Consider the following 23,895-nt stretch of genomic DNA (forward strand, 5'->3'; position numbering starts at 1 on the left):
ACTCGAACGTATGCGTTCGGCGAACCCACCTCCAAACTCCAGCATCAAGGGCGATGGTGTCCGCCCTTGCACAGGTACAATCCAGGTCGCAGGTGAAGGTTATCTGGTTGAACGCATGGTTCGATCGGTAATGACGCAGATGCCACCCATGACCTGATCGACCAGGCGCCTATGCGTCTGAAGAGACTTTCAAGGGAGATCATTACTGCCTCAGATTGCGCAGGCAGGGTTGGTCACTTCCGGATCAGCCGAGTACCATTTCCCCGCCTCCTAGGGTAGTTTTGACGATCCCCGCAATTACACGTTGCCCTGTCTCCTGCGCGAGCTCCTGATACCAAGCTTGCGTATGCGCCGGGCTTCTTCCGTGGGTCAGTTCTGACCGGCTACGGGCACGCAGCATGATCTGCGCGGTGCGATCGACACGAGCGGTGTTGTAGAGGTCAAGCGCGGCTACGACATCAGCGGCTCTTAGCTCCAGGCATTTGGCAAGTACCCAGGCATCCTCCATAGCCTGACAGCCTCCTTGGCCCAAGTCAGGCGCCATGGGGTGCGCCGCATCGCCCAGCAGAACTACCCTGCCTTTGACGAAGCTGGTGATTGGCGCTATGTCGTGGATTTCGACGCGGCTGACGATGGAGGTATCCATACGCTCTATTAGGGCTCGCACTGGAGGAGCCCAGCCTTCGAAGTGGCTGTACAGCTCTTCACGGTAGCGTTCCCGCACATTGAGAGTTCCAGCGGGAAGTGGTACATCGAAAAAGAAGTAGAACTGGCCGTTGCCGATAGGCATGAGCGAAACGCGTTTTTGGTCACCGACAAACTGGGTCCACTCGGCAGCAGAAGCAAGATCGTCGCTAGCGTCCACGCGCCCATTCCAGTTGACATAGCCGCAGTAGTCACGCGCTACTTCGCAGCCTGCCACGTAGTTGCGCAGCCGCGAGTGGGTACCGTCAGCGGCCACCACAAGATCGGCCTGGATGCGCTGGCCATCGGAGAGCTTCACCAGCACACCGCCCTCCTGAGCCTCGACACTGTCGCAGCTCACACTCAGAGTGACGTTCTCAGCGCCACAGGCATTCAGCAGGACTTTCTGCAAGACTGTACGGGCGATGGGGCAAGCGCGCTGCTCGACGGATTTATATAGCGGTTCGAGGCTGAAGCGGGTTAGCAGGGCACCTTTGTGCGTGCTGTAACTCATGGTGTCCATGCTACCGCTGAAGCTTTTGATCTCATCTCCGAGACCAAGCTTTTCTAGGATGTTGACGCCGTTGGGCCAGACGGAGATCGCTGCGCCTGCAGGTGTCAGCTCTGCAACCCGATCGAACAGCCGTACGCGATGTCCGTGACGTTGCAGGGCAATACCCGCCGTTAGCCCACCGATGCCTGCGCCGATGATGACGATATCCAACGGCTTCGAGTTAGAAGGTGAAAGAGTCATTGCGAACGCACCAAAGATGAAGAGATGAAAAGATCGCTTGGGCTGATTGTTCCTGGTCATTTGCCAGTGTGAATTGGGAGAGCACCTCCACCAGCACTGGTTAGTGTCCGCGCCCCGGGACACGGGTAGCATGCCACGCATGCTCCCCACGTCTTTTCAGGTAAAACAATCGCATACTTAGCTCAGGAAGAACTGGCTTAGTCCTTGGCTACGCAACCCTTTGCGATAGGCAATCGAGCTCATGTCCGCCGGAATGTGCACTTCTAGAGATGGATCGAGTGGCAGACGCTCCGGTTTTTGAGCTTCGACGATAAGACGATCCTCTTCGAACACCTGAAAGTTAAAGCTATGAACGTCCTCTACAGGAATATGCTTGTCAAAATTACGCGCGATCGGGGCAAACATTCGCGTGTATTTCGCCGACACGGGGGAAGCCGCATTCATGATCACCAGCCGACCATCGTTCGGAAAGTGCACCGTCAGAGTAGCCGTGAACGGCAGGTGTACCTCGAAGTGTCTCAGCCAAATGAAATCAGAAGGAATGTCAGCCTCTACGCCGATCGGGTAGTTTGCCACTGTGCTTAGATAGCGAACTTCGAAACCTTGAGGTGTTTCTTCGGGACGATAGGCAGGAACCTCAACGTTGTTCGGATTGCCAAAAGTGTCCGTGTGAACGAAGCCAAAATGAGCGACATCAAGGAAGCCCTCAAGCTGACGCCCTGCAAATGCCTTAACGTCGAAAGCTGGGCAAACAATTTGCTGAAACCCTGCATCCTCCCAATGAGGCATGTTCGGTATGTCGACTTGATCGTTCTGAGGATCGAGGCACGTCCAGATCAGTCCATAACGCTCGACCGCAGGATACGTGTAAAGCTGCATACGGCTTGGGATGGATCCATTGGGGCTTGCCGGAACCTTGTTGCACTTGCCTCCGTGACCGAAGCGCAAGCCGTGGTACGGACAAACCACTCCTTGGCCGTCGCTCTTCCCCATACTCAGCGGAACACCACGATGCGGGCATACGTCCCGCGCCACGATCAACTCTTCGCCTATCCGATAAACCACAAGCGGCTCGTCGAGAAGCATCGCTTTGATCGGCTCAACGCCCACTGTGATTGATTCGGCGATTGGGTACCAATGCGAAGCGAGAATGCGCCAGTCACTTTCGACAAAAGTGCAATTGAGTGGAAGAGTACGGTCTTTGATCATGGGACATAAGCCTCGTCAGCTGCCATAACGGTCTGAAAAGCGCGCTCTGAGGCGCTTCGGTATGGACTTTAAGATCACGGCGTGATGAACTCAAACATCGATTTCTCATCATCGCGTTGCAAAAAACACAACACATGTTCCCTTTCTCTCGATTCACCCGGTACTTTCTCGAGGTCACTCAGCACCGCAGCATTCGCCGAGCGGCGGAGGTTTTGCACGTCTCTGCCTCGGCTATTGATCGGCAGATTCTTAAGGTTGAGGAAGAGCTTGGAGTGCCCTTATTTGAGCGACTCCCAAGCGGTTTGAGGCTTACGTCCGCGGGCGAATTAGTATTGGCGAATGCCCGTCAGTGGCAGAAAGAATATGCTCGAACTCGTGAGCAGATCGACGAGATGCAAGGGTTGCGCCGCGGTCATATCGATATTGGATTGATCGACGCGCTTAGTGAGGGAATGGTGGCTGAAGCCATCTCGTCTCTCATGCAGCAGTACCCGGGCCTCACATTTGGTATGAAGGTTGCTGACAGCCAGAATGTCGCAAAAATGATTGCCTCTGCTGAGGTGGACTTCGGCTTCGTTCTGGATGCTGTTGCGGGGGCTGAGCTGTCGGTGACCGCGAGTGCGGTGATCAAGATGGGTGTTGCCATGCCCACTTCCCATCCACTGGCGGGAAGGAAAAGCCTACGTCTGAGCGATACTCAGGATGTGACAGTGATCTTCCCTGCTGCTCCCTTGGTTGTACAAAAGCACGTGCATGCGCTTCACGATCATTTGAGGCTTGATGTTCGGCAGCGAGTAGCGTGCAACGATTTGCGTATGATGCGTTCGTTAATTCGCGCCGGCGTGGGGGTGGGGATTCTGTCCTGGTTGGATGTCGCAAGCGAAGTAGAAGCGCAAACCATTGCCTTCGTTCCTCTTGACGGTATCCACGTCAGTCATCCAGTTCTTTCCATTTGTGTAGCTCCTCATCGCCAACTCTCACGTGCGGCACTGTTGGCATTATCGGATCTACAGAAACGTATGGCCGACCTGATTAGATCTCATTAATCGAAGCATTTCTGTGGACTTCCGGCTGGTAAGTGCATCATTACGTGAGTTGGACCGATTGATCCACGAGCAAGGTTTTCGTGAGGATTTGTACTACCGAATTAATGGCATGCGAGTGGTGATCGCACCGCTTCGCGAGCGTCAGGATATTCCCGAACTTATTAAGAAGTTGTTGCAGCAGCTCTCGCCAAACGAGCCCAAACAACTATCAAGCGAGGCTAGGCGCCGGTCCGCTCTCCTCTGCTGCAGCGCTGACTGTTGCTAGTAGCAACAGCACCAATCCTCCCCCTACCGAGATTGCTTGTTTCATTCCCTTCTCCTTCCGTGAGCGGTGATGCCAATTGGATCTAGAGATTTCTCTCTTTTGGCTGACAAGTCGTGCAACAAGATCTATTATAAGTACGTACGTACGTACTTTCAACATTCAAACGGGGCGGCTACCCCTCTCTAGGAGCAAGCGATGGAACTCAAAATCTCATGCGGCAATGTTTCCCAAGCACTGGCTGAGTTGAAGCCTGGTGAATCTCTGATCGTGCCGTGCAATGGCAAAACCACTCAATCAACTCAGTCGAGCATCGGGTCGATGCTCGCCCGCCGTCAGCTGGCCAGCGCGATGTACAGCCAGAGCAAAGCCCTGGTCGTACGGGACGAGCTGTCCCTTCCCATTCCGGTGATCATCGTTACCCGGCGTGCGGCAGAAATTGCCGGCGCAGCGTGAGGAGAAAATCATGAATACTCATCGTTGCGTTTTATTGCAGGGCGTTCAGAACATCAAGAATGCCTATGCACATCTGCTTCAGGCCCGCTCTGACCAGGCTTGCCAATCAAGCGCGTTGATCATGGTCGACGGAGTGGTCTGTACAGTCCCGCTGGGTCAAGGTCTCATTGACATCGACCGAGCAGAACCGGTGCAAGCAAAGGGCAAAGCCATCTGCCACAGCGTGGCCTGCCCTTTCATCATCCTTTAAGGGGAAGGCGCCCCTTTGGGCGCCTTGTACCTCGCCATTGGGTGTCTATTCAGTACGACCATCCCCGTCGGATGAACGTTAAACTCCAAGTAACTCGACTCGTAATCAGCCTTTGTAGCTCCGTCGAATACCGAGTCAGCCAACCACGCGGCCATAGCGGCTTGAATGGCGTGACGCCCCATGGCCTGCTCATCATTTTCTTCCATTGCTTTGACCAGTTCGCTGGCCCAGAACGGAACTGCACTCTGCGCAAAAGACTTCCCTTTTTCCCGAATCATTTCGCGTTTTGACTCTGCAACAGCAACCAATCCGCTCAGATCTATTTCGGTTTGAAAGAGAGCGGTTTCTTGTTGTTCGGTGTTGAAAAACTTGAATTGTAGAATCACATGCTTGCTCCAAATGAACGAGAGGGCCGTAGCCCTCTCTGGATGGTTATGCTGGCCGTGGAGCCCTGGGCTTCGGCGCTGGAGGGGCTTCCTTCCAGTGAATGCCATGCTCGGCCTGCCGCTGTCTGATCAGCTCAGAATGCCTCATCACCCCCACTGTCTTGTCGATGCTCTTCCCAGCCTCCTCAAAGCTATGGAACACCCCATGAGGCTTGCGCTCACCATCCACTGGTTTGCCTGGGATTCCAGTGCTGTAAGGAATGTGCGTGGAGGTTCGTACCTGGAACACTTCGAACTTGTCGCCCGGGCCTTCGGTATTGTGGAAGACGTCGAGGCGTTTTCCGTGGACAAGCCGGCCAGGCTCCCCGCGTTCGTTGAGCTTTGAAGGCTCGGACGTATGATCGAATTCACGTGACTTGAAAATAGTGGTACCGGCGATGACGCGTTCCCGCAGACGTTCGTCGCCCTCTGCAGGCGCTGCGGGCAACTTTTCAACGTTGAACACCCGATTCAGGCCTTGATCGCGAAAGGGAGCTTCGGATTCGTGCCCTTGGTGCTGAGCCAGCTTGGCCACCAACTGACGCGCTATGTGCTGGCTTTCAATGTCCTTGGGCTGCGCCTCGATCGCGGCGATGACCTCTTTGTATTCGCTACCCGTCAGGCGATGCCGTTTTTGTTCAGCAATGTCCTGCAGGACGCCTTGCCATTCTTGAATCGAGCTCGCACTCATCGAAGTCTCCTTCCCTTGTAAAATCCCGGTCGAGGGCGACGTAGAGTGCGGCGGCACCCGGCATCCCTTTCGGTTTTGAATTTCTTCATCGCTTGGGCGATTGGCCTGGTCGAACGAAAACGATCCATCGTCGTAGCGTTCGAGGTAGCCCCATGTGCAGTCTTTGTCACTTTGCCCAGGTTTGGGCGGTTGAGCCCACCACGGTTCGCGAGTCACTAAATGCTTCATAGGCCACCTCCTTTGCTTTGGATCGTCACATGGTGAAGTTCGCCATAACCTGATTAGTTTGTTGGTCGACCAGGTCGATCGAGCCGCGCACGATCTGACCGACTGCGGTGTTGCCATCAGCTTCCGGGATGTACAGGTACAAGGTGCCTCGAAGGTCAAGGCTGCCTTTTGCCCGGGCTTCTTCGATGATCCGAGCCTGGGCAGAGTCATTGACTTGCAGGCTGCATGGGAACGCCGATGGCTTAACCTGCAGGTTCATTCCTTGAGCGTTGCGAACAGGATTCGCCCAGCAGTACTGCCCGTAGCTGGTGAGGGGGAACGAATGCGTATTGAAATCGTATGGACCGACAGAAACGTTCTGCATGCTCAACACGCTTGATACCCCAAACCCGGAGATCGGCAGCGAGTAGTAATCATTGGCAGCATAGGATTTCAGCGAGGCCTCGAATGCCGGCCACTGGGCTGACTCGATGTCCTTGCGCTTGAAGGCGTCGCTGGTGGCCAGGTAGTCGGCGGAGAGGTAGCCCATCTTGTCCTCCGTCGTGGCCCCAGGCGCCTTAGCAAGCACCAGGAACGTGAGTGGCTTGCCGTTGTTACTCGCCAAGTCCTGGTACTGGTTCAGCGGAACAGAAGTGTCGATCACTTGTGCAGGCTTTTCCGGTGCCGCGGGAGGCGTCTGTGCGTTCTGGCTCTGCTTGGGTGTGGATACTGGTGCAGGTGCTTCCTTGTCATTGCATCCAGTCAGGAGCCCCATCACAACACATGCTGCAGCAGTCATTTTTAGGTTCATAAAGCATCAATTCCGTTGAATTTTTTGGTCAGCCGAACAAAGTGTGCATATCCGACTTCCAGGCCCCGAACTGGTTCGCCTTGATGCGTACCCCGATTTCATGCAGGTTCGGAACACGAGTGACTAACTTAAACAGCAAGAGCGGGCTTTTATCGGGTACCAGCTCCCAGCTGGACACCTGATCAAAGTCAATCAAGGTCGCGCTGTTCAAGTTGACGTCTACGTACAAGGCCTTCTTTGCTGCGGCATCAAAGCCGACGTAGCGGTTGAACATCACCGAGACGACTTCATGGCTCGGGTTGAAGCCCGTCATCTTGGCCTTCTCGACCATGCGATCGAGGCGCGATTTGAAATAACGTGGAGCCACCGAGAACAGCAGGTAACCGAGCCCGAAATAGACCAGCGCGATGGCCATGATCCCCAGCGATACCTCTGTGTCCCTGGAAAAGTGGGCACAGGCGATCAGGAATACGGCAATCACTGGCAACAGACCGAGCCAATAAAAAGGACGAAGGACCCACCAGATAATGTTCATATCGACCCCCTCAAAAGTCCGTATGAGATACACAATACGGAATTAGGTTAGGTTCATTCTACCATGACCCATTGACAGGTCAATCCTCAATTGATAAGGGGCCCGAAGGCCCCCGATTTGATCATCCCTTGATCCCATCTCCTCCCTTGGTGCGTCTGTTGTCGCCCCCAGCTCCCCCTCTGGGCGCCAAGTGCTCGAGGCGGCTACCGAAGATGTTCATCGCGTTGCGCATCCGCTCATTGTCCTCACGGCCCACCGATGCAGCGGCGTGACCACCGACCCAGTTAATGACCTGGTCGGGAACGATCAGGATCAGGTTGAAGCAGCTGTGGACCAAGGTCAAACACATGCTGCAGTAGATCGCCAAGTAGAAGATGATCGAGAACAATCCCGTCACAGAGTCGAACTGAGCATTGGCCAGGGCAATCCCGAAGCACTGGTTGAGCAACGTGCCTCCTGCGATCAGCGCGGCCCCGCCCAAGAAGAACCCGACGACCATCAGTGCAGGGCGGATCATCACGTTCAGCAGGAAAATATAGCCATGGGAGGTTTTGTGGCCCATGCCCTCCCCTTCGCTACCCAGATGCGTAAAGGCCCACAGTGGCGCCGCAATGATTGCTTCGCCAACCACTACCAGCCAGTTGACCGCGGCCCCAAACCAGATGATGAATGGAACCATGGGGAGATATGTCGAGAGCGTACCGCCCAGAATGAACATCGCCAGGACGAGGCCAATGATGAATGGTGATACACCTTCAAGCACGCCGCTCAAAGCATCTCCAACCGATGTCACGGCGTTTGCCACCTTGGCGAATACGCCGGCAACACTCCAGCCATCCTTGACCTTCTCGATGGCCTTCGCGGTCACATAGGCGCCCATGGCCGTTTCTGCCGCAACCATCGTGTAGTCGCCCAGGTTCTTCATCTTGATCAGGGGGTTGAGCTGACCCAGCCCTTCGCCGCCGGCATTCACGTCGATCAGGTAGTTCACGATTCGCTGGCCAGGCGCAGCGAACATACTCCCGATGATGTTGCCCGCATCCGCGCCTACGACGCCTTTGGAGTAGTCGCCGGTAGCACTGGTGCCTGCCGTAGGGGTGTAGGAGGTTGTTTCCTGCTGGGCCTTATAGGCCGCGTAGGCTTCGTCGTATACGGATACGACTGAGGGATCTCCGCTGGTCGACATACCGAACACAGTTGCTTTTGCGGCCATGGCGTCAGAAAGTTTGGTGTTCGCTTGAGCGAAAGTCTGATACCAGGCACCCAATACCCACCATCCCGATTTGCTGATGTTTGAGCTGAGTTCCTGAGCAAGTCGCTTGATGTCCCCTTGCTTAGTACCGGCGACCTTGTTCACCGAGTTTTCATAGGTCTGCGCTGCGATCTGGATGGCGTACTCGCTGTCGGGCAGAGCCGTTTTAGACCCACTGGCTCGTTGGACAGAGGCATTCACAAACGACTGGGCCGACTGGCTCAGGGACGCCTGCATAGCCTTCAGCGCATCCAGGTGCGCCTGCCTGATATCGGCTACATCGATCGTGCCGCTGATAATGTTCGTGGAGGCCGGCTGTGCTGTGAGGTCGCCACTGATGTCCGCTCCACCACAGACAAAGCTGTTGTTTTTGAGGATGAACCCTTTGTTAGTAGCGGTCTGTTGAATGTAGCCGCCCGGAATGACCAGGCCACCGCTCGCTTGGGCTTGAGCGATGCCGGCATTGATACCGTGCAAGCAAAGGTTGGCTTCATACACACTGTGCGCCAGAGCGGCAGTTGAGGGCATTACTGGCTGCACGACCATCGATTGGCCATCTTCAAAACTGGAGATCGCAGCATCGACGCCGAGGTTGGCCACACCAACCCCCATTACTGACGCCGACCACAGCATCAACAGCTGCGAGAGCGACCAACCGTTGGCAGTAGGGACCAGCGACACGACACCCCACACAAGTCGCACAGGTCCCCACGACGAGGACTGCTGACGGTCGAAGATCGATCCATCGTGGGCAGTGCGCGTCAGCTTGCGGAATACGATATAGCAGGCCCACATCGCACCCACGACAAGCAATGCGCTGTTAAACACCTGGAAGATATTCGCGAGGATGGTGTCGCCACTTCCGCCGGCCGAGGCCAACGGGTTGTTCACGACCTGGCCATAGATGGAGACAAGCGCTTCACGCGATTTATCGCCGCTGCGCTTGGCCGCTTCCGAGATTTCGCCCAGTGTGGTGCTGTCAGCCCAAGCCAAGGTGCTGCAGAGCATGGCAGCAATCACGGCAAATGCTTTGTGCTGAATTCTCATGGCCGGCCTCCTTTCCCGTGGCCGTATTCAGGATCGAGCAGCTGCCGGAACCAGTTCCGGTTCTCCCGAATGAAGTCCTTCAAGCCACCTTTTTCCTCCTTTGAAAGGCGCTGCGTCTTGAGCTGCCATAGCCGCAGCTGGGCGCTCAGAGCCATTGCGAAGAGTAGAGGCATTGCCGTGGCGATCGAGAGCAAGCCCTGGACCACCCCTTTCGACGAGTCGAAATGGACTCCAAGCAAAATGCCGAGCACTGCGAAGAGTCCCAAGACCAAGGCTGCCAGCTGGCAGGCGCGCTTGCGGGACAGAAAGTAGCGATAGAGCTCAGGAATGGACATGGCTCCAGGCTTGCGATTTTTCATCGCCTCGCTGAATGACAGCTGCTCACTATCTGCCTTTTCACGGCGGTCGCGCAGTGTTTCCTTTGCTTCGGCCGACAATTGCCGAATGACCTCTAAATGCTCCTTGGACCTGGAGACTTCGTTTTTGGCCAGTCGATAAGTCTGACGCATGGCCCAGAACGGAATCACTAGGTGGAGCCCGATGGACAGCCCCCGACGGACCTTGGAAGACTGCAGCTTTTCTTCACTCATCAGTTGGCCCCCCCCATACGACCGTTAACAGCCCGGTATTTTTCACCCAAGACAGGCTCGAATTCCTGCCGTGCAGAGCTGGCCAGGTTCAGACCGTTGATGATGTTCCCGCGGGTCACATCGTTGCGCAGTTCGAGTAGCAACCAGTTGGTCTGCGTTTGGACGCGGATCTGCTCACGCACCAGGTTATCGCCTGTCATGTTCTGCAGATCAGCTTGGTACTCTGTGTTTGCGTAGCGACGCCCCACCTCGAAATACTCGAATTCGCGGGCCGACATGGTTCCCGTGCGCTTAGCTTCTGCCGAGGCAATCTTTTGGTAGTAAGACTCAGCCGATTTTGAGGACCGTGCTTCTTTAAGCAGATCTTTAGTTGAGTCCAGTGGTTGGCTTGCGGCGATCATTTGATCTTGAGGATCCGTCGCAGCGGAGATGATCGAGTTGTACTGGTTCATCAGGCCGATGTACTGGACACCAGCGTCAGATTCGGCCTGCCCCTTCTTGAGCTGGGGAGCCACTGAACGCCGCGCGGAGTTCTGCGTGTACATCCTGGCTGCGTCGGTTTGCGCCTGAGTAAAGGTGAGGTCCTGGTCCTTGCCATCCTTGCCGGCGCCGATAGTCAACGAGTCGAGGCGTTTGTCGGCCCCGGGCATGGTAGTCGAAACGGCTGGGCAAGCTGTTGCTCCACCATATGCAGCGTAATCATCGGTATCGCAGTAGTCAGCATGAATGCTTGCCGAGCGCATGGCATCGATCGAGGGCGGCTGGGCTGGAGCAGTAAGAGCCTGGTTGATTTTGGTGCTGGCAGCTTTCCCCCCTCCACCTGTGCGGATAGAGGCTTTTACTGCGGCAACCCCCGCCCTGACTTCATTGAAACCGCCCGAACCGGATTCGCTGCAGATCGAGTTGGGCACGTAGTAGTTCTGGCGGGCATTCTCGTAGCGACGGCTACGCTCCTGATTCGCGTCAAACTCCCGTTGAACCCGAGCAGCAGTTTCAATGGTATTGGCAACCTTGCTTGCGCCTTGGGTAGTCGCGGTACCCACCTGGTAAAGCAGCTGGCTAACCGACAGGTTCATGGCGCTCACTGAGGCTGTTGTAGCGGCGATCGCCCCGGTCAACGTGACAGTTGAGGTTCCGATCGCGCCTACAACGCAGCCGTCGCAAAGTGCGTAAGCGGGAGTTGAAGCTGCGGAGCCGATCAGGAGAGCTACGGCCAGAGGAGTAATGCGGAATATGGTCTTCATGCGTGTTCTCCCCGGTGGCTTTGTTCGGCGTAGTACTCGGTTACCAGATCCTCTGCCAATTTCTTCACGANNGACGCTCACCTTGGCGTTGGAGGTAGACGCGTACTCGAGTGCCTCAATGTGAGTCTTGGCAGAACCCAGAGGGAACCGCTTGGCGAGGACCTGGCGAGCAGCCATAGGACCGATCCGGTTGTACAACTCTTTTCGTAGCGCCATATCCTGCTGGGTGGTAGACATTGCCCAGAGTTCAAGCGGACCAGTTGTATTGGTCAAAATTTGGGTGATCGTGCCTTGGTTCGTCTTGAATAGGGCCAGCATATTTGCGCCATTGCGCCCAGGACCTATGCACTGCAGGTGCAGCTGCTGGATCGTTTCGTGAGAAACCTTGAAGGTTTCGCGCAGCACGTTTTCGTCATCCACATTTCCGCCGCGCAACACATAGACCGATGTGGCCGCGTTGAGCAGGGCCTGGGGAAAGTCTCGCAGATACTGTGAAATCACCATGATTCGGATACCCCACTTCCGGCCTTCACGACCGTCCTTCTTCAGCGTTTCCACTGGGGTATCCATGCCTTCGGTGTTGTGCCATTCGTCATAGGCTATGGTCTTCTGCTGCGAAGCCACATCTTCGGCACGCTTCAGGTGGTAGTCGAGGTACAGCGGCGGAGATACAAGGCGGATGTCTTCCTCGCGCAGGAAATAGTTCTTAGCCCCTAGGTGGCGGGCAAACATGTACATGCAGGAGGTTCTGATCGAGCCCTCTGGTGTTTTCGATCCAATTACGTCGTTGAGGTCCACCGAAATGACTCGTGTCGTCGAGTCAACTTCAAATCGTGTACGGCCGGAAAAGACCGCGTACGTCGTCGATGCTAAGGTGAAGCAACGCCCCATGTACTTCAGGAGTGACTCGCCGCCGCTGGCCATCTTGATATCTCCGAATGTCTGACGCACGCCTTCGTTGTTCAGCATCGCAGTGAAGTCGGGCAGTACAGGGGCCGCTTGGCGGTGAGCGTAGGTTGCTTCACGCACATAACCGGCAGCGAACAGCATGTCAGTCACTTCGTACCAGGTTGCAGCACTCCACCATTTCTCATCATGCTCAGCGCTGATCCCCGACTCGGCTAGCACCTTGTCCACCGCAGGCACTACATCAGGTTCATACAGATTGGCGCCTCGACCCGCTTTGTCGTCATACACAAGGGTCATCAGCATTTCGTTGACCGCGGCACAGTCGGAAGGCGTGCGGGCTTTAGCCCCGCCTTGACCATCACTGGCGACGCTGGCACAGAGCAAATTCAAGAAGTCGACGCAATATTCGCGTTCTCGGCGAGTGGGTTGACGCGCCCCAAGCTGAGGATCAAAAGGATTCGATGCGAAGTCGCGATTGTTCTGCAGCCTGATGTACGCCGCTTCGGACTTCCGATGATCTGGAAGCGAATCCTGGATCATTTGAATCAGACCTGAGGAGGATGGGCCAACATCCGCAATCGTTAGCAGAGGGAGCTGGGTCGCACCTGGACGATGCAACGTTGCGTTGTGCATGCAGTTCGCAGCGACCGACTTACCCGAGCCTGGGATGCCTGAGACAAGTTCGATCCAGGTGTCTTGGATCGAGCTGCCTAGCCCAATCGGATAAATCTTTCCATCCGGAGTCCGAGTGATCCACGAACCGTTATCTGGCCACGGGGTCGCAGGCCGCTGCAAAGGCAACATTTTCATGGCCTCTTTCAACGGTGGCAGAAGACGGTTAGCGGTGTTTTTTGTCGTGAAGCCTGGGATCGAGGATGCGAGAGCGGCCATGGGGTCGCCATGTGTTTTCTGTACTTGGCAGGTGCCCCAAGACTGGATTGCCTTCTCCAGGCGGGAAAGCCTGGTTTCGAGATCTGTCTTGGTATTGCTCCAGCAAGAGGCCATGACCTTCATCGACATGACGGCCTGATCTTTCGAAATTGCCTCTAAGTCTTTGAAAGAATCGCGGATCGCCCTGTTGTCTGGCAACACGCCGACAAAACCGACCATCAATTTGCGCGCACGCATCATTGAAAGCCCGCCCGGCGAGATATCGAAACGAATGCGCCACGGATCCTTTTTACCAACGGCGTCAAAAAGTTTTGAGAAGTGAACGACGTCTTGCGGGCCAAGCTCCATCGCAAGCGATCCATGCCACAGGCTGTCAGTCTTGACGTAGTTACCAACTGGCTCAACGTCGTTGCTGCAGACTTGATAGCAGAGGCGCGGGGGTACGAGTTCCGAATAGTCTTTGGCGTCGGTCGAGCCGCGAAGCATGAAACGGTCGCCGACGATTTGGGGCCGGAACTTCTGTGAAGTGCCTTCCCGATTCAACATGATCCTGATGCGCTTGATCGCCTCGTGGGCGCTCAATGGCTTCATCATGATCCCTTTCTTGCCCTCAACCCCACACGAGATGAAGTCGTCCATGAGCCGATCAATCATCGTGTCATGACGGTACTTGAGAGCAGCCAGGGCAAATGCGGGATTTTGCCCATAGGTGAGCCGCGGAAGCTTGTGCTTCGAGGCACTTTTAGCCAGTTCGCCGAGTTCGCGATCCTGTTCTTCCTTGCTCAAGGACGTGAGGTGCGTGTAGACGACCAGCAGGTTTTGCTCCCAGGCGCAATGCGGAGCGTTTCGCTTCACTCGATCAAGAATGATGTCCTCGCTTTTGAGGCCGATTCGTCGGGCGGTATTCAACAAGGGTTCGGCGAGGCGCATAAGCTCATCGGTAGCACGCTCAGGATCACGCTCGAAGCTGAACGTCAGGCTATGGCCCTTTTCACGCATATATCCGGTCATGCGGATGCGCAGGGACTCCAGCATCTCTGAAAACTCAGCTTCAGAAAGCATCTGGTACGTGCCCTGCAGATCGAATACTGTCAGCAGCGAGTAGTCACTGTTGACCAAGGTGTAGGGATCCTTCAGATCCGGGGATTTCTCGATATCAGCATCGGTCAGCCCCACAGCAGTGGCCAGTTCGCAGTAACTGGTCATGTCCTTGTGAATGAAGTGTTTTGCGAGGTACTCCAAGGTACCTTCCAGTGCGTCTACGCACTTATCGAGAAGTCCCATGCTGCCTCCTTAGCTCGGCGCGTTCATCACATCGTGATGTACTTGGGCCCACGTAGAAGTGGGAGCTGCGCCATACGCATCCTGTGCCCAACCCTTAACGACCTGGCTGAACTGAGCGGGATTGAAAATGACGCTCAACCCTTGGAAAACGAGGGAGTTAACATCGGCGTCAACCTTGCCGAGGCGAGTCATCGCCTCAGCGAAAATTTTGGGCGAGTGAGTGCCCCAGGCCTTTTCGGTGTATTCCCGATGGGAAGCCATCCAGTTGAGGATTTTCTTCGCGTCCGCCTTCGTTTGTTCGTCCCCGGTTTCCAAGGCGATCATGGTGGCTCGCTGCAGATGATTCGCATCCTGGGGAGACAAGCCCGGGAGGTAGGCGATGAAGGCTTGGCCGTCGTCGATTTCACCCAGGTGCTGCCACCCATGACACAGCGGATCTACAAGCCGGAGATTTTCCGGCCGCAGATCCTGATGGTTATGGTTAATGTTGTGAACATGACCGGCACGAGCGCGTACACCGCAGAAATAGCACTGCCCCTGCGCCTGACGGGTAATGGTCGCCCGCATTTCGGCCGTCAGTTGCTCCGGGTTGGGCTCGATCGCATTTGGAGTGGCATCCCCCCAAACCCGCGCTTTCGTGGCCATGGCCATCAGCGGAAGAACGGGTTTCTCGAAGTTTTGGCCAAGCCCCGATACCGGTACTGTCTGATCCTGTTTCACGTCGCTCATGCAGTCTCCAAGGCAGCCATGTTTCAGGCTGCCAAGTGGTCTTGATCAGTTAGGAACTTTGCCGAACTCGCTACCGCTGATACCCACTGTCTCGCCGGCAGTGGTCATCATGAAACCAGTGCCGCCCAGCGCTGCCCCGGCGAGCATCGGGCCCCAGATCTGCTTGCCAGTAATTCGCGAGTTCTCGTCGTTGGTTTTCTTCCACATGTTCATGCCACCGAAAGCAGCGCCGGCGAACCCAAGCGCCAGGAAAATTGGACCAAGGCTCTCTTTGATGGAGTCGCCCTGTTCACTGCCCTTCTCAGCCATACCGGCGAGACCGTCGGCATAAGCGGTTTTGGTGACCAGCAACGTTGACATGGTGAGGCCGGCAGTCATGAGCATGAGGCCGCGCTGCATGGGGTTGGCTTTGTATTCCTCAGCTTTGGTCAACAGGCGGATATGGCCACGACGCACAGCATCAACTGCAAACTCGATAGGGTTAAATTTCATGATGACGCTCCTTGTTTTGTTACCAGTAGAGTTGGAAGGTGGCCTGGAAGGCCTCGATCACCTTGTCGACATGTGTCAACGCAGCGCCGAAAATCATGTGGGTTAGGCCGCGCCAAATGGCGTCGTCGCCCCCCTGTGAGCTTTCTCCCTCTAGTGCTGCTTTCTTCATCAGCAGCAGCCCTTTGAAGAAGAAGCAACCGCCTGCAAATGAAGCAAGGGTCAGCACCGCGTTTACAGCATCCTTAAACCTGCCAAAGCTATCGGCTCCGCTGTAGGAAATGGCCCCGTAGGTGGTAGAGCCGCTACCAAAGCTCGTCCAAGTTGTGCTGATCATCCCGGACATGTTGAACAGAGCAGCGCCAATCACGAGCACTGCGAATGTGCTGCCGAGCGTGATTGGACGGTGGCCAGGTTCAATGGTGGCAAGCTGCATCCGACGCAGCACGGTCCCGGCGTAAACCATCCCGGCGAGAGCGCTCAAGGACCAGAGCAACCCCCACAGAACGGCGACCAATGAGTTGGCCGCCGAGATGATCATGCTTGCCAGATCCATATTCGGTTCCTTAGCGGATCACGCCACGAGAAGTGGTGACTCGACGTGCCACAGGGTCAATCCCCGTGATCTTCACGCCGTCTACGAGATCGCCTACCTGGACTACGAAAGTTTTTTCTCCGTGCTGAATCCAGGCTTGGTCTGAGTAAACGGTATTCAGGGTGTAGCCAGCCATTGCCGATGGTTGGCTCACCTGAGCTTGACGGCGTACAGCGGGGGAATGGACAACTTTCTTGCCCGCATCAGCTTTGTCCGATTCGAGAAGAGCGACCTTTGCTTCTAATTCGCTGATGGTTTTTTGCAGACCGACCACTACACCGCTCAGGCTCCCCACTTGCTCATTGAGGCCTTTCAGTTGTTCGGCAGATAGAGCGGACTGTTCCGGACTCGCTGCCGGTACCACTGCCTCTTGAGGCTCCGGTTCAGGGGCCGTCAAAACGTTGTTCACAGCGGCTTGTTGCACTGGAGTGGGCTGCTGTTGCGCGCTGGTTTGATGTTTCGGAAACAGCTTGGGCACCATCACGAAGAGGACTGCCAGCACTACTGCCAGTACCAAGAAATGCCAGCCCTCAATCCGGTTGACGAAATTGAAGATGCGCTTCTTGCGGTCGCCCTGGATCGCGTTAGCTGGAGATGTTTTCTTTGACGGCTCTTCGGCTTTCGGCGCCTCAACCGGTTTACCCGACTGAGCGCCAGTTTTGAAAATGTCCAACTCTTCCGCTGCTTGTGTAGTCATGTGAAAGTCCTCTGCCCTAACTCAGTAGCGAGTGGGATCGACGATGGTTGGCTGGCCCATGTACTGCTGGCCATATCCTGGCGAGACACCCTGGTACCCACCGAACCCGTTCGAGTTAGTAGCACCTGCGGCATTTGGTGAGAGGCGATACTGCTGCTGAGGCTGGCCACCTGGTTGGCCGAGGGTATTCAGCTCGGCTTTCTGGTTCGCCATCAGCGCGTCCTTTTCTAACTGGTCACTGGCCAGCACTGGTCCAACGAATTGAACACCGATCGTGGAGTTGATTGGACGGATCACTTGTTTCTGCGGCATGTTGGCGGCGTCATTGGCCAGCACCTGCCCGGCCTGTTGGCCGATACCGCCGGCAAAGGTGCCCGCGACGGCTTGACCACTAGGCGTCGTTGGATATGTCTGAATCACGGCGCCTTCGCTCGTGATGATGTTCTCCGAGGCGGAGCGCTCGTACAGCTGACCAGTTTTGCCGATCGCCAGAGCCAGGGCAGGGAGAATGATTCGGCTGAAATAGCGGTTGTTCACATCACCCGACAGCGCCGTACGCATGCTTTCAGGATCAACCGCTTTGGCTGTGATCTTGTAGCTACGGCCCTTCCACTCCATGTAGGTAAAGGTCATATCAATGGTTTCGTTGAGGCGCTTGTAGCCCATCGCGAACACCCTGGCGCCTGCGAGTCGGCCACCCGGGATCTCAGCTGTAACCATCGAGTTTTCGTCAGTGTCGAGCTCGGTTTTAAGCAGCGCAGGCGTGAGGAAGAAACCGTCCACGACAACCTGGTCCTGTGCCTTGCCAGCACGCGAGTTCGTAGATTGCGCAGTGCTCGCGGTACCAGCAGCACCTCCTGCGCTAGTCAGGGACGCGGGTTTGATAGACTGCGAGTACGCCTGTTCCTGGGTCGTGGTGCCGGTCCCATGGGTTTTCACCGTCCAGCCGGTCATGAAGGCACCCACCTGATTCGCGACAAGCTTGTCCATTTCTTTGTTGCGCTCGACGGGCTGTTGGGGCTGTGCCGCGGCTTGGTAGTAATAGTTGACCTGAGGCTGCTGCTGGCCCGAACCTGCCTTATCCGCAGTTCCCGCAGTTCCCGCAGGGTTCGCTTGGGCGGTTGACATGACGGACATGTAGGACTGCCCGTTGGACTCTGCCTGCTTGGCGTTGTTGTGGTTGTATTTCTCCAAGACCCGGCGATAGGCCTCACTCTCTTCAGTGGTGCCCCCCTTGCCATCACCGTTGATTACCCCGAGGTTGGAGCTGGTTTGATGGCGGCTATTGAGCCAGGTGTAACCGGCATAGCCGAGGGCTGCGACAGCAATTACTGCCGCGAGGATGGTTACCTTGGTCTGCCTTCCAATGTCAGCTTGAGTGCTCATGCGCTACCTCAGTAAATGTCGAGTTGGAGGGTGACTTTTTGACCCATCTGGGAGAGGGTGATGAAGGGAGTCACGGGTAAGCGGTACACACGAGTACCGTCGCCGGCAGCGAGGGTGTTATCGAATGCAGTTTGAAAATCCTGGCGAGTACGGACGTAGAGATTTCCGTCGTATTGCCAGATCTGGGTATGCGAAGGCACTGCGCCTTGCGCCTTCACCTGTTTGGCGTCTTTTGGTGGAATCCCATCCAGAAAGGCCTGCAGGAGGTCGTCGTAGAGGGCAATCTTCCCCGGGCCCATCACAGCCGCCTTGGCCAGCGGGCCACGGCCTGGAACACGCAGATCAAGCCGAGCGTCATACACACGGGCTCGGTCCTTCTTCCCATCGGGTTCGCCACTGACGATTTTGACGATCACCGGTGTTGTAGCCCCTTCCAAGTACAGAGCTAGGCTGCCGGTCTCGTAAGCCGATGGAGTCGACACCACTACTGTATGGGTACCCTGCAGCCATTCCGCGCTATAGAGATCGGGGTTGGAAACACGAGGCGTAGCGGCCAGCGGCCACGGAGCTCCCGTTGAGTCCAGCACGATGAGGTTGGACAGCTCACCGGGAACCACGCGCAACACAGGCATCGACGCGCCAGGGCTCAAATCAACCGATACGCTGGAAATACGGGGGATTCCCCGTACTGGCTGCCAGGCCTTCGCCTTTCGCGTGTTCTCCAACGCCTGACGCATTTGCTTGATTTGCTCAGGGGTGAATGGCTGAGCGACCTCCATCGCCTCGTCGAAATGATCATTTTCAGGCGGGTTCAGGGGAGGCAGTGGAGCTGTACCGTTTTGCTGTTGAGGATCTCCAGCGGGTTGCCCTGCCACGGCGTAATTTGCTGGCCCGTAGTTGGTCTGTGGGAAAGCATTCTGCATCTGAGGATTCACGCCAGGCTGTGGAGCACCTGGCGCGGCGGGAAAGCCCGACTGCCTGCTAGGACCTTCAACCCGGACCCATTGCCCCCCGTTCGGCGCTTGAATGGGCTGCTGTTGGCCTTGCGTGGGTTGGCCTTGAGGTTGGGCTTGCGCACCATTGCCTTGTTGCTCTGCCTTAGCCGTGCCGATCGCTAGCGTCAAGACTGACGCGACGAAGACTGATTTCATCATCATGGGTTCCTCCTTACCGGGGCGTGGTGACAATGCCGTCCAGCCCTACGCCCACGATGGAATCCAGTGTGGGAATACGTGCGACAGGCACTTTGGCGATGAATCGCTTGGGTTGAAGGTCGGTGGTTTGGCCGACCAGCTTGATCTCGATCGGAACTTCGATATGGCGGACGAAAACACCGTCAACAATCTCGGATTTCACTAGCACGCCGGTTTCAGTGGTAACCGTCATGTTCATGCGCTTGGATTTAACGAGGTCCAGGTAGCCTGCTGACTGCAGCTGCTCCAAATACTGTGCAAACCCGCGCTTGGTCCAATCGCCACGTACGTCTTCAAGCTGTTGCCTGTAGTCGGTGAAGTTGATCGTCATCGAGCGGTTCAGCGCATCCCGTGCGAATTGAATCGCCTCGGCGTCGGTGATGTACGGCTCTTCAAGAGGAACCAGCCTGACGATCCGGAGGCCGTCGGCTGCGAAGTACACGTAGTGGGGGTGCATCACAAACCAGCCGAACACACAGTTCAGGCCTATCGAAATTGCAAGTCCCCAAGACAGGACCAGGTTTGATTTGACGATGCTGGACGTATGGCTGGCCAACTGCTTGCGATCTTCCAGATCACGTGCAACTGGATCGACTGCATCCTGGTTTTGATGCAGTTTTTCAGCGATTTCTATCAGCTCTTGTTCGTATGCTGCACGTCCGAGATCCTCCCTCGATCCAGGATGTTCGAGATGCGGCGCTGCTGCGTCCCTGATGTTGGTCATGTCTGGCCCTCCGTTTTCCGTATTCTAACCATGATGCGGAATCGGTCAACACAAAAAAACTTTTTGCCTGACCCGTAATAACGGGGGCCGTATGCTTTCTAGTTTTACGGCATACCTACAATACGAAATTGCCAGTAATGGCATTGTGATTTCATTACGACTCGTACTTCACCGATATTTTCTGGTATGGGTCGTATTTCACCGATGAAATGTGCGCAGGATTTGGCCTTCAACCCCCCCAAAACAGGGGCTTGCAGGTCAAATTTCGGGTGATCAAAACCCGCCCTGGGGCAGTGGCCTGCATTCGTACATCACCGATGCCAGTCGTATATCGCCGATGCTGTTTTTTTTCACTTGCTGTGGCTCGTATATCGCCGATTTTTCGGTTCGTACATCACCGACAGTTACGTCGTATATCGCCGATGCGAAATTTCGTATTTCACCGACGTACGAAGCGTTCGGATCCCCCGACATACAAGGGCAGTCGTGGGGAGGGGGTTCGGGATCAATGCGGCTACCCGCTTAGACAACGCAGCCCATTCTAATTAGAAAAACGGTTCTGAAATTTGGAGGGAACCCAGTAAATACGCGGGTTTCAGCGGGTTGACGGGGCGAAACTGAGCCTCTAGCCTTCGCCAAAACTTGCTCAACGAATGCCACTTTTTAGGAAGGTTTTATCGAAAGGTCGAGCGATTAAAAGAGGGATCCGGCCACCGTTGCCGGGCAAAAAAAAAGAGCCCACACATCTGGTCCTGGCAGATCGATGACGTGAGGGCCCCTTTCAGGTAATTCGAGTATGGACACCTGCACTCTGCTGCGCAATACGCGGCACGGGTTAATTCGCCCTGAATTTGTCAGCTTCTTCATTGAGGCCTGCTTGTGAGCAACCTCATCACGGCAGCTTCGACGGCGCCTGCGCACCCGGGTTATTACCAGCCGGCGTCAGCGATGAGCCGTATCCTCGAAGAGGCTTCTTATCTCGCACGCTGCAGTGACAATAAAACGGCGATGAGAGTACGGCCGCGTGAATACGCGATCCGCTACCCCTACATGCAGGTGAATCGTCCTGGCCGTGTGTCATGGCTCGTTTTCGATCTCGACCATACCAACTCCCTGATTTGGGAGGAGCATGGGCTTCCCCCCCCCAACTTCATTGTCCGTAACCGAAACTCAGGCAACTCGCACCTCTATTATGCGATTGCTCCGGTGTGTACCACCGAGCGAGCCCGTGAAAAGCCGATCCTGTACATGAAGGCTGTCTACGACAGCATGGCCGCACTGCTCAAGGCTGACCCCGATTACCACAGTGGTCCAGTTGCCAAGACACCAGGTCATCCTTGGTGGATCACCACCGAGCTGCACAATCATGTCTACGACTTGGGCGATCTGGCTGAAGAACTCGACTTGGCCAGGCCGATGCCTTTGTGGTCCAAAGGACCCGACATGGATGCAGTGTCCCACTCCAGGCATTGCACCTTGTTCGAACGTGTCCGTTTCTACGCATACAGCATCGTCAATGCTGAGCGAGCTGGAGGTTACTTCGAGTCGTTTTACTCTCGGGTCCTTGCGCAATGTCACAACGACAACCGTTTTCGCACGCGAGAACGTTGCAACGACCTGCCCTTGTCATCAGTGCGCGCCACGGCTAAATCGATTGCCCGATGGACCTGGTCCCATTACCGCGGAAGTGGTGACTATCACCGTGGTGTGATGGAGCTTGATCGATCGCTGCCACTCGAGGAGCGCCAGAGCCTCGCCGCCAAACGGACCCATGCAGTCAGGCAAAACCAGACCGCAAACAAGATCCGTGGGGCTTGCCGGCAGTTGATCGCTAAAGGGTCTCATCTTACCTACACCGCTATCGCCCTGACTGCAGGCGTCTCTCGCCAAACCGTGGCCAAGTACAAGGCGGTCATCACAGAAGCACAGTCGCCGTCGGTTGTTCCCCTTCGCCCTAAGCAGACCCCCCAGACCACCCCAGCAGCACAACCAGCCGGTCCAAACCATGGGGCTGAGCCAATTAAACCTGGTGTAAAGGATGCTGTATATCAGGTACCTGCCCCTACCGGGGCTGCTTTGCTTCCGCCTTTGCCTGATTAGTTATTCAGATGGTGGGTGTGCATGGGGAGTGATTCGACACACTGAACCTCCAGCCTGCTCTACATAACCTGCTCTCCTCCGTGCCACCTTCATTCCATCCTTGAATATCTCCGTTAGGTGCGGTGCCGCTCTTGTTAATGGGCGTGCTCCTACGTGGAATCTGGTGCATCTCACCCTTACGAATCGCTCAGATTGCAGCGTAGAGCGCCCTCTTTATTTCTGAGATGGACTTTGAGCTGGCATTTGTCAGGGATTGCCAGGTTGCTGCCTCGATCACGGACAGCGTGGTTAATCGGAAACCTTGCGGAATGTGTGGGTTCTTGGGCGGATGATCATTGACGTGGCCGGCGTCGTGACGAATCAGATTCGAGCGGAAATAACCCAAGAGGATTTCGAATCGGTCGTGACGGCAAGCTTCCAGTCACCTTCCAGGCCCAGGAGTGCCTTCACATGTACGACCGAATCATTCAACTGCTCATGCTGGCCGTTGCGACGACTAGCTTGATCATCACGTTGTTGCCTCCCCCTGCACCTATCTCCATTCCCAGAACCCTCTACGCGGGCATTAGCCCCGTTGCCGCCCAGGTATCGGCTCGCCCCGCCTATCCGCCGTGTGTCTGAGATCAGAGGGGAGCAGTGTTTCAGCACACGTAAGCTGGGCTTTCTTCTTAGGAGGGGGGCATAGAGAAAACGGAAAAAATCGTACGATAAGCCCTGCTGACAGCCTGCAAGCCCTTAGGTTGTGTAGTCGGTGTCCGAATGGGGTATGCCTCAACCTGGCGTCAGACCGGACGACCGAAGTACGTCAAGATAGGGGCTATTTCGGCTTTTCCTGACGTTTCCCTACAAACCTCTATGACTTCAACCTGACAGGCCACGGCTTCAGGCTGCTTGGTTGTCATTGGGTTTATCAAAACTTGAAGAAGTGGCGGGCTGCCGCTATTAGTTAAGATTCACTCAACACAAGGACGCGACGATGATTCAGAGATTTGTTGTTGTTCCTGCGATCCCCATCGAAACAGGATCGATTCGTAATGGAACTCGCTTTCACTCCACTACAGTTCCTGGCGGGTTTGATATTTATGACAATCAAGATAAGCAGCGATTGCAGTTCACCTACCCGACACAGATAGAAGCAGATGCTGAATGCGAAAGACTGAACATGGAGCACTATCAAACCTCTATGACAACACCTACCGGCATCAGCTCACCATGATCTAGTCGTTCTCTGCTCAACGGTGTGGACTGAAAACAAAAGCCCCGGCATCTTGACGGGGCTTTTGTTGAGGGGATCTGATCCTTCAGCTCCCACGATTGTAGTCAAGAAATGAAAGGCAAACCGAGCAAGTGCAAACACTCTGACAGAGACATGCCCGAACTTTGCGGGTCACAGGGCCTATCGTACGATTTTTTCCGTTTTCTCTATGCACCCCTA

General features: G+C 55.6%; 22 protein-coding genes and 1 pseudogene. 7 read left to right on the top strand and 16 right to left on the bottom strand.

Features of this window, described 5'->3' with window-relative positions; genetic code table 11:
* Positions 1-244: 244 nt before the first annotated feature.
* Together hpxO and G1E_RS05495 are read right to left on the bottom strand one after the other, a co-directional pair.
* Positions 245-1,498, bottom strand: coding sequence for an FAD-dependent urate hydroxylase HpxO (gene hpxO / locus G1E_RS05490; RefSeq protein ID WP_009682455.1), 1,254 nt, complete (start codon positions 1,496-1,498; stop codon positions 245-247).
* A gap of 117 nt (positions 1,499-1,615) precedes the next feature.
* The gene (locus G1E_RS05495; RefSeq protein ID WP_009682454.1) at positions 1,616-2,647 is read right to left on the bottom strand and encodes an aromatic ring-hydroxylating dioxygenase subunit alpha; all 1,032 of its coding nucleotides are present in this window, start codon (positions 2,645-2,647) and stop codon (positions 1,616-1,618) included.
* A gap of 134 nt (positions 2,648-2,781) precedes the next feature.
* Here G1E_RS05495 and G1E_RS30145 point away from each other — a divergent pair.
* The 5 genes and pseudogenes from G1E_RS30145 to G1E_RS05510 all read left to right on the top strand — a co-directional run.
* Positions 2,782-2,961: pseudogene (locus tag G1E_RS30145) on the top strand (LysR family transcriptional regulator); the annotation flags it as partial.
* An 18-nt stretch (positions 2,962-2,979) separates the two neighbouring features.
* Entirely contained in the window at positions 2,980-3,693 is a 714-nt protein-coding gene (locus tag G1E_RS05500; RefSeq protein ID WP_228393817.1) for a LysR substrate-binding domain-containing protein, read from the top strand.
* 7 nt (positions 3,694-3,700) lie between these two features.
* On the top strand, positions 3,701-3,958 hold the full coding sequence (locus G1E_RS27305; protein ID WP_323370650.1) for a sigma 54-interacting transcriptional regulator: 258 nt from the start codon (positions 3,701-3,703) through the stop codon (positions 3,956-3,958).
* Between the two features lie 195 nt (positions 3,959-4,153).
* Positions 4,154-4,411, top strand: coding sequence for a hypothetical protein (locus G1E_RS05505; RefSeq protein ID WP_009682452.1), 258 nt, complete (start codon positions 4,154-4,156; stop codon positions 4,409-4,411).
* Positions 4,412-4,421: 10 nt separating this feature from the next.
* The gene (locus G1E_RS05510) at positions 4,422-4,661 is read left to right on the top strand and encodes a hypothetical protein (protein WP_009682451.1); all 240 of its coding nucleotides are present in this window, start codon (positions 4,422-4,424) and stop codon (positions 4,659-4,661) included.
* On the opposite strand, the gene G1E_RS05515 is transcribed toward G1E_RS05510, so the two are convergent.
* The 14 genes from G1E_RS05515 to G1E_RS05580 all read right to left on the bottom strand — a co-directional run bounded on the left by G1E_RS05515 (position 4,658) and on the right by G1E_RS05580 (position 20,360).
* A complete protein-coding gene (locus G1E_RS05515) occupies positions 4,658-5,047 on the bottom strand; it encodes a hypothetical protein (RefSeq protein ID WP_009682450.1) in 390 nt (129 codons plus the stop codon). The two genes, G1E_RS05510 and G1E_RS05515, sit on opposite strands and share 4 nt — an antisense overlap.
* Before the next feature lie 46 nt (positions 5,048-5,093).
* Entirely contained in the window at positions 5,094-6,005 is a 912-nt protein-coding gene (locus G1E_RS29195) for a hypothetical protein (protein ID WP_172828426.1), read from the bottom strand.
* 25 nt (positions 6,006-6,030) lie between these two features.
* Positions 6,031-6,795, bottom strand: coding sequence for a hypothetical protein (locus G1E_RS05525; RefSeq protein ID WP_031325694.1), 765 nt, complete (start codon positions 6,793-6,795; stop codon positions 6,031-6,033).
* 28 nt (positions 6,796-6,823) lie between these two features.
* Positions 6,824-7,330, bottom strand: coding sequence for a hypothetical protein (locus tag G1E_RS05530; protein WP_009682447.1), 507 nt, complete (start codon positions 7,328-7,330; stop codon positions 6,824-6,826).
* 121 nt (positions 7,331-7,451) lie between these two features.
* Positions 7,452-9,629, bottom strand: coding sequence for a DotA/TraY family protein (locus tag G1E_RS05535; protein ID WP_023662982.1), 2,178 nt, complete (start codon positions 9,627-9,629; stop codon positions 7,452-7,454).
* Positions 9,626-10,219, bottom strand: a complete 594-nt coding sequence (locus G1E_RS05540) for a hypothetical protein (RefSeq protein ID WP_009682444.1) — start codon at positions 10,217-10,219, stop codon at positions 9,626-9,628. Before G1E_RS05540 ends, G1E_RS05535 begins: the two co-directional genes overlap by 4 nt.
* Positions 10,219-14,547 (bottom strand): conjugal transfer protein TraW, encoded by a 4,329-nt coding sequence (traW, locus tag G1E_RS29200; protein WP_256220430.1) that lies wholly within the window; start codon positions 14,545-14,547, stop codon positions 10,219-10,221. The genes G1E_RS05540 and traW overlap by 1 nt, the downstream gene beginning before the upstream one ends.
* Positions 14,548-14,556: 9 nt before the next feature.
* Positions 14,557-15,276 (bottom strand): HNH endonuclease, encoded by a 720-nt coding sequence (locus G1E_RS05550; protein ID WP_033690307.1) that lies wholly within the window; start codon positions 15,274-15,276, stop codon positions 14,557-14,559.
* 45 nt (positions 15,277-15,321) lie between these two features.
* Complete coding sequence (locus G1E_RS05555; RefSeq protein WP_009682439.1) at positions 15,322-15,768, bottom strand: DUF6750 family protein; 447 nt, start codon at positions 15,766-15,768, stop codon at positions 15,322-15,324.
* Between the two features lie 19 nt (positions 15,769-15,787).
* On the bottom strand, positions 15,788-16,321 hold the full coding sequence (gene traQ / locus G1E_RS05560; RefSeq protein ID WP_009682438.1) for a conjugal transfer protein TraQ: 534 nt from the start codon (positions 16,319-16,321) through the stop codon (positions 15,788-15,790).
* Between the two features lie 10 nt (positions 16,322-16,331).
* Positions 16,332-17,057: a hypothetical protein gene (locus tag G1E_RS05565; protein WP_009682437.1), complete on the bottom strand. Its 726-nt coding sequence runs from the start codon at positions 17,055-17,057 to the stop codon at positions 16,332-16,334.
* A 21-nt stretch (positions 17,058-17,078) separates the two neighbouring features.
* On the bottom strand, positions 17,079-18,443 hold the full coding sequence (gene traO, locus G1E_RS05570) for a conjugal transfer protein TraO (protein ID WP_009682436.1): 1,365 nt from the start codon (positions 18,441-18,443) through the stop codon (positions 17,079-17,081).
* An 8-nt stretch (positions 18,444-18,451) separates the two neighbouring features.
* Positions 18,452-19,600, bottom strand: a complete 1,149-nt coding sequence (locus tag G1E_RS05575) for a DotH/IcmK family type IV secretion protein (protein WP_009682435.1) — start codon at positions 19,598-19,600, stop codon at positions 18,452-18,454.
* Positions 19,601-19,610: 10 nt separating this feature from the next.
* A complete protein-coding gene (locus tag G1E_RS05580) occupies positions 19,611-20,360 on the bottom strand; it encodes a DotI/IcmL family type IV secretion protein (RefSeq protein WP_009682434.1) in 750 nt (249 codons plus the stop codon).
* Between the two features lie 879 nt (positions 20,361-21,239).
* On the opposite strand from G1E_RS05580, the gene G1E_RS05585 reads away from it, so the two are divergent.
* Together G1E_RS05585 and G1E_RS27315 are read left to right on the top strand one after the other, a co-directional pair.
* A complete protein-coding gene (locus tag G1E_RS05585) occupies positions 21,240-22,460 on the top strand; it encodes a replication initiation protein (RefSeq protein WP_009682433.1) in 1,221 nt (406 codons plus the stop codon).
* Positions 22,461-23,436: 976 nt separating this feature from the next.
* Positions 23,437-23,676: a hypothetical protein gene (locus G1E_RS27315; protein WP_081791613.1), complete on the top strand. Its 240-nt coding sequence runs from the start codon at positions 23,437-23,439 to the stop codon at positions 23,674-23,676.
* Positions 23,677-23,895 lie beyond the last annotated feature (219 nt).

This window comes from Pseudomonas sp. TJI-51 (assembly GCF_000190455.2).
Taxonomy (GTDB): domain Bacteria; phylum Pseudomonadota; class Gammaproteobacteria; order Pseudomonadales; family Pseudomonadaceae; genus Aquipseudomonas; species Aquipseudomonas juntendi.

What these genes read in the sequence shown, in the direction of transcription:
- G1E_RS05580 (WP_009682434.1), bottom strand. Translation starts at nt 20,360, where the DNA reads ATGACCAACATCAGGGACGCAGCAGCGCCGCATCTCGAACATCCTGGA.
- G1E_RS27315 (WP_081791613.1), top strand. Translation starts at nt 23,437, where the DNA reads ATGATTCAGAGATTTGTTGTTGTTCCTGCGATCCCCATCGAAACAGGA.
- G1E_RS05575 (WP_009682435.1), bottom strand. Translation starts at nt 19,600, where the DNA reads ATGATGATGAAATCAGTCTTCGTCGCGTCAGTCTTGACGCTAGCGATC.
- G1E_RS05565 (WP_009682437.1), bottom strand. Translation starts at nt 17,057, where the DNA reads ATGACTACACAAGCAGCGGAAGAGTTGGACATTTTCAAAACTGGCGCT.
- G1E_RS05540 (WP_009682444.1), bottom strand. Translation starts at nt 10,219, where the DNA reads ATGAGTGAAGAAAAGCTGCAGTCTTCCAAGGTCCGTCGGGGGCTGTCC.
- traQ (WP_009682438.1), bottom strand. Translation starts at nt 16,321, where the DNA reads ATGGATCTGGCAAGCATGATCATCTCGGCGGCCAACTCATTGGTCGCC.
- G1E_RS05550 (WP_033690307.1), bottom strand. Translation starts at nt 15,276, where the DNA reads ATGAGCGACGTGAAACAGGATCAGACAGTACCGGTATCGGGGCTTGGC.
- G1E_RS05505 (WP_009682452.1), top strand. Translation starts at nt 4,154, where the DNA reads ATGGAACTCAAAATCTCATGCGGCAATGTTTCCCAAGCACTGGCTGAG.
- G1E_RS05525 (WP_031325694.1), bottom strand. Translation starts at nt 6,795, where the DNA reads ATGAACCTAAAAATGACTGCTGCAGCATGTGTTGTGATGGGGCTCCTG.
- G1E_RS05510 (WP_009682451.1), top strand. Translation starts at nt 4,422, where the DNA reads ATGAATACTCATCGTTGCGTTTTATTGCAGGGCGTTCAGAACATCAAG.
- G1E_RS05555 (WP_009682439.1), bottom strand. Translation starts at nt 15,768, where the DNA reads ATGAAATTTAACCCTATCGAGTTTGCAGTTGATGCTGTGCGTCGTGGC.
- G1E_RS05530 (WP_009682447.1), bottom strand. Translation starts at nt 7,330, where the DNA reads ATGAACATTATCTGGTGGGTCCTTCGTCCTTTTTATTGGCTCGGTCTG.
- G1E_RS05535 (WP_023662982.1), bottom strand. Translation starts at nt 9,629, where the DNA reads ATGAGAATTCAGCACAAAGCATTTGCCGTGATTGCTGCCATGCTCTGC.
- hpxO (WP_009682455.1), bottom strand. Translation starts at nt 1,498, where the DNA reads ATGACCAGGAACAATCAGCCCAAGCGATCTTTTCATCTCTTCATCTTT.
- traO (WP_009682436.1), bottom strand. Translation starts at nt 18,443, where the DNA reads ATGAGCACTCAAGCTGACATTGGAAGGCAGACCAAGGTAACCATCCTC.
- G1E_RS05495 (WP_009682454.1), bottom strand. Translation starts at nt 2,647, where the DNA reads ATGATCAAAGACCGTACTCTTCCACTCAATTGCACTTTTGTCGAAAGT.
- G1E_RS29195 (WP_172828426.1), bottom strand. Translation starts at nt 6,005, where the DNA reads ATGAAGCATTTAGTGACTCGCGAACCGTGGTGGGCTCAACCGCCCAAA.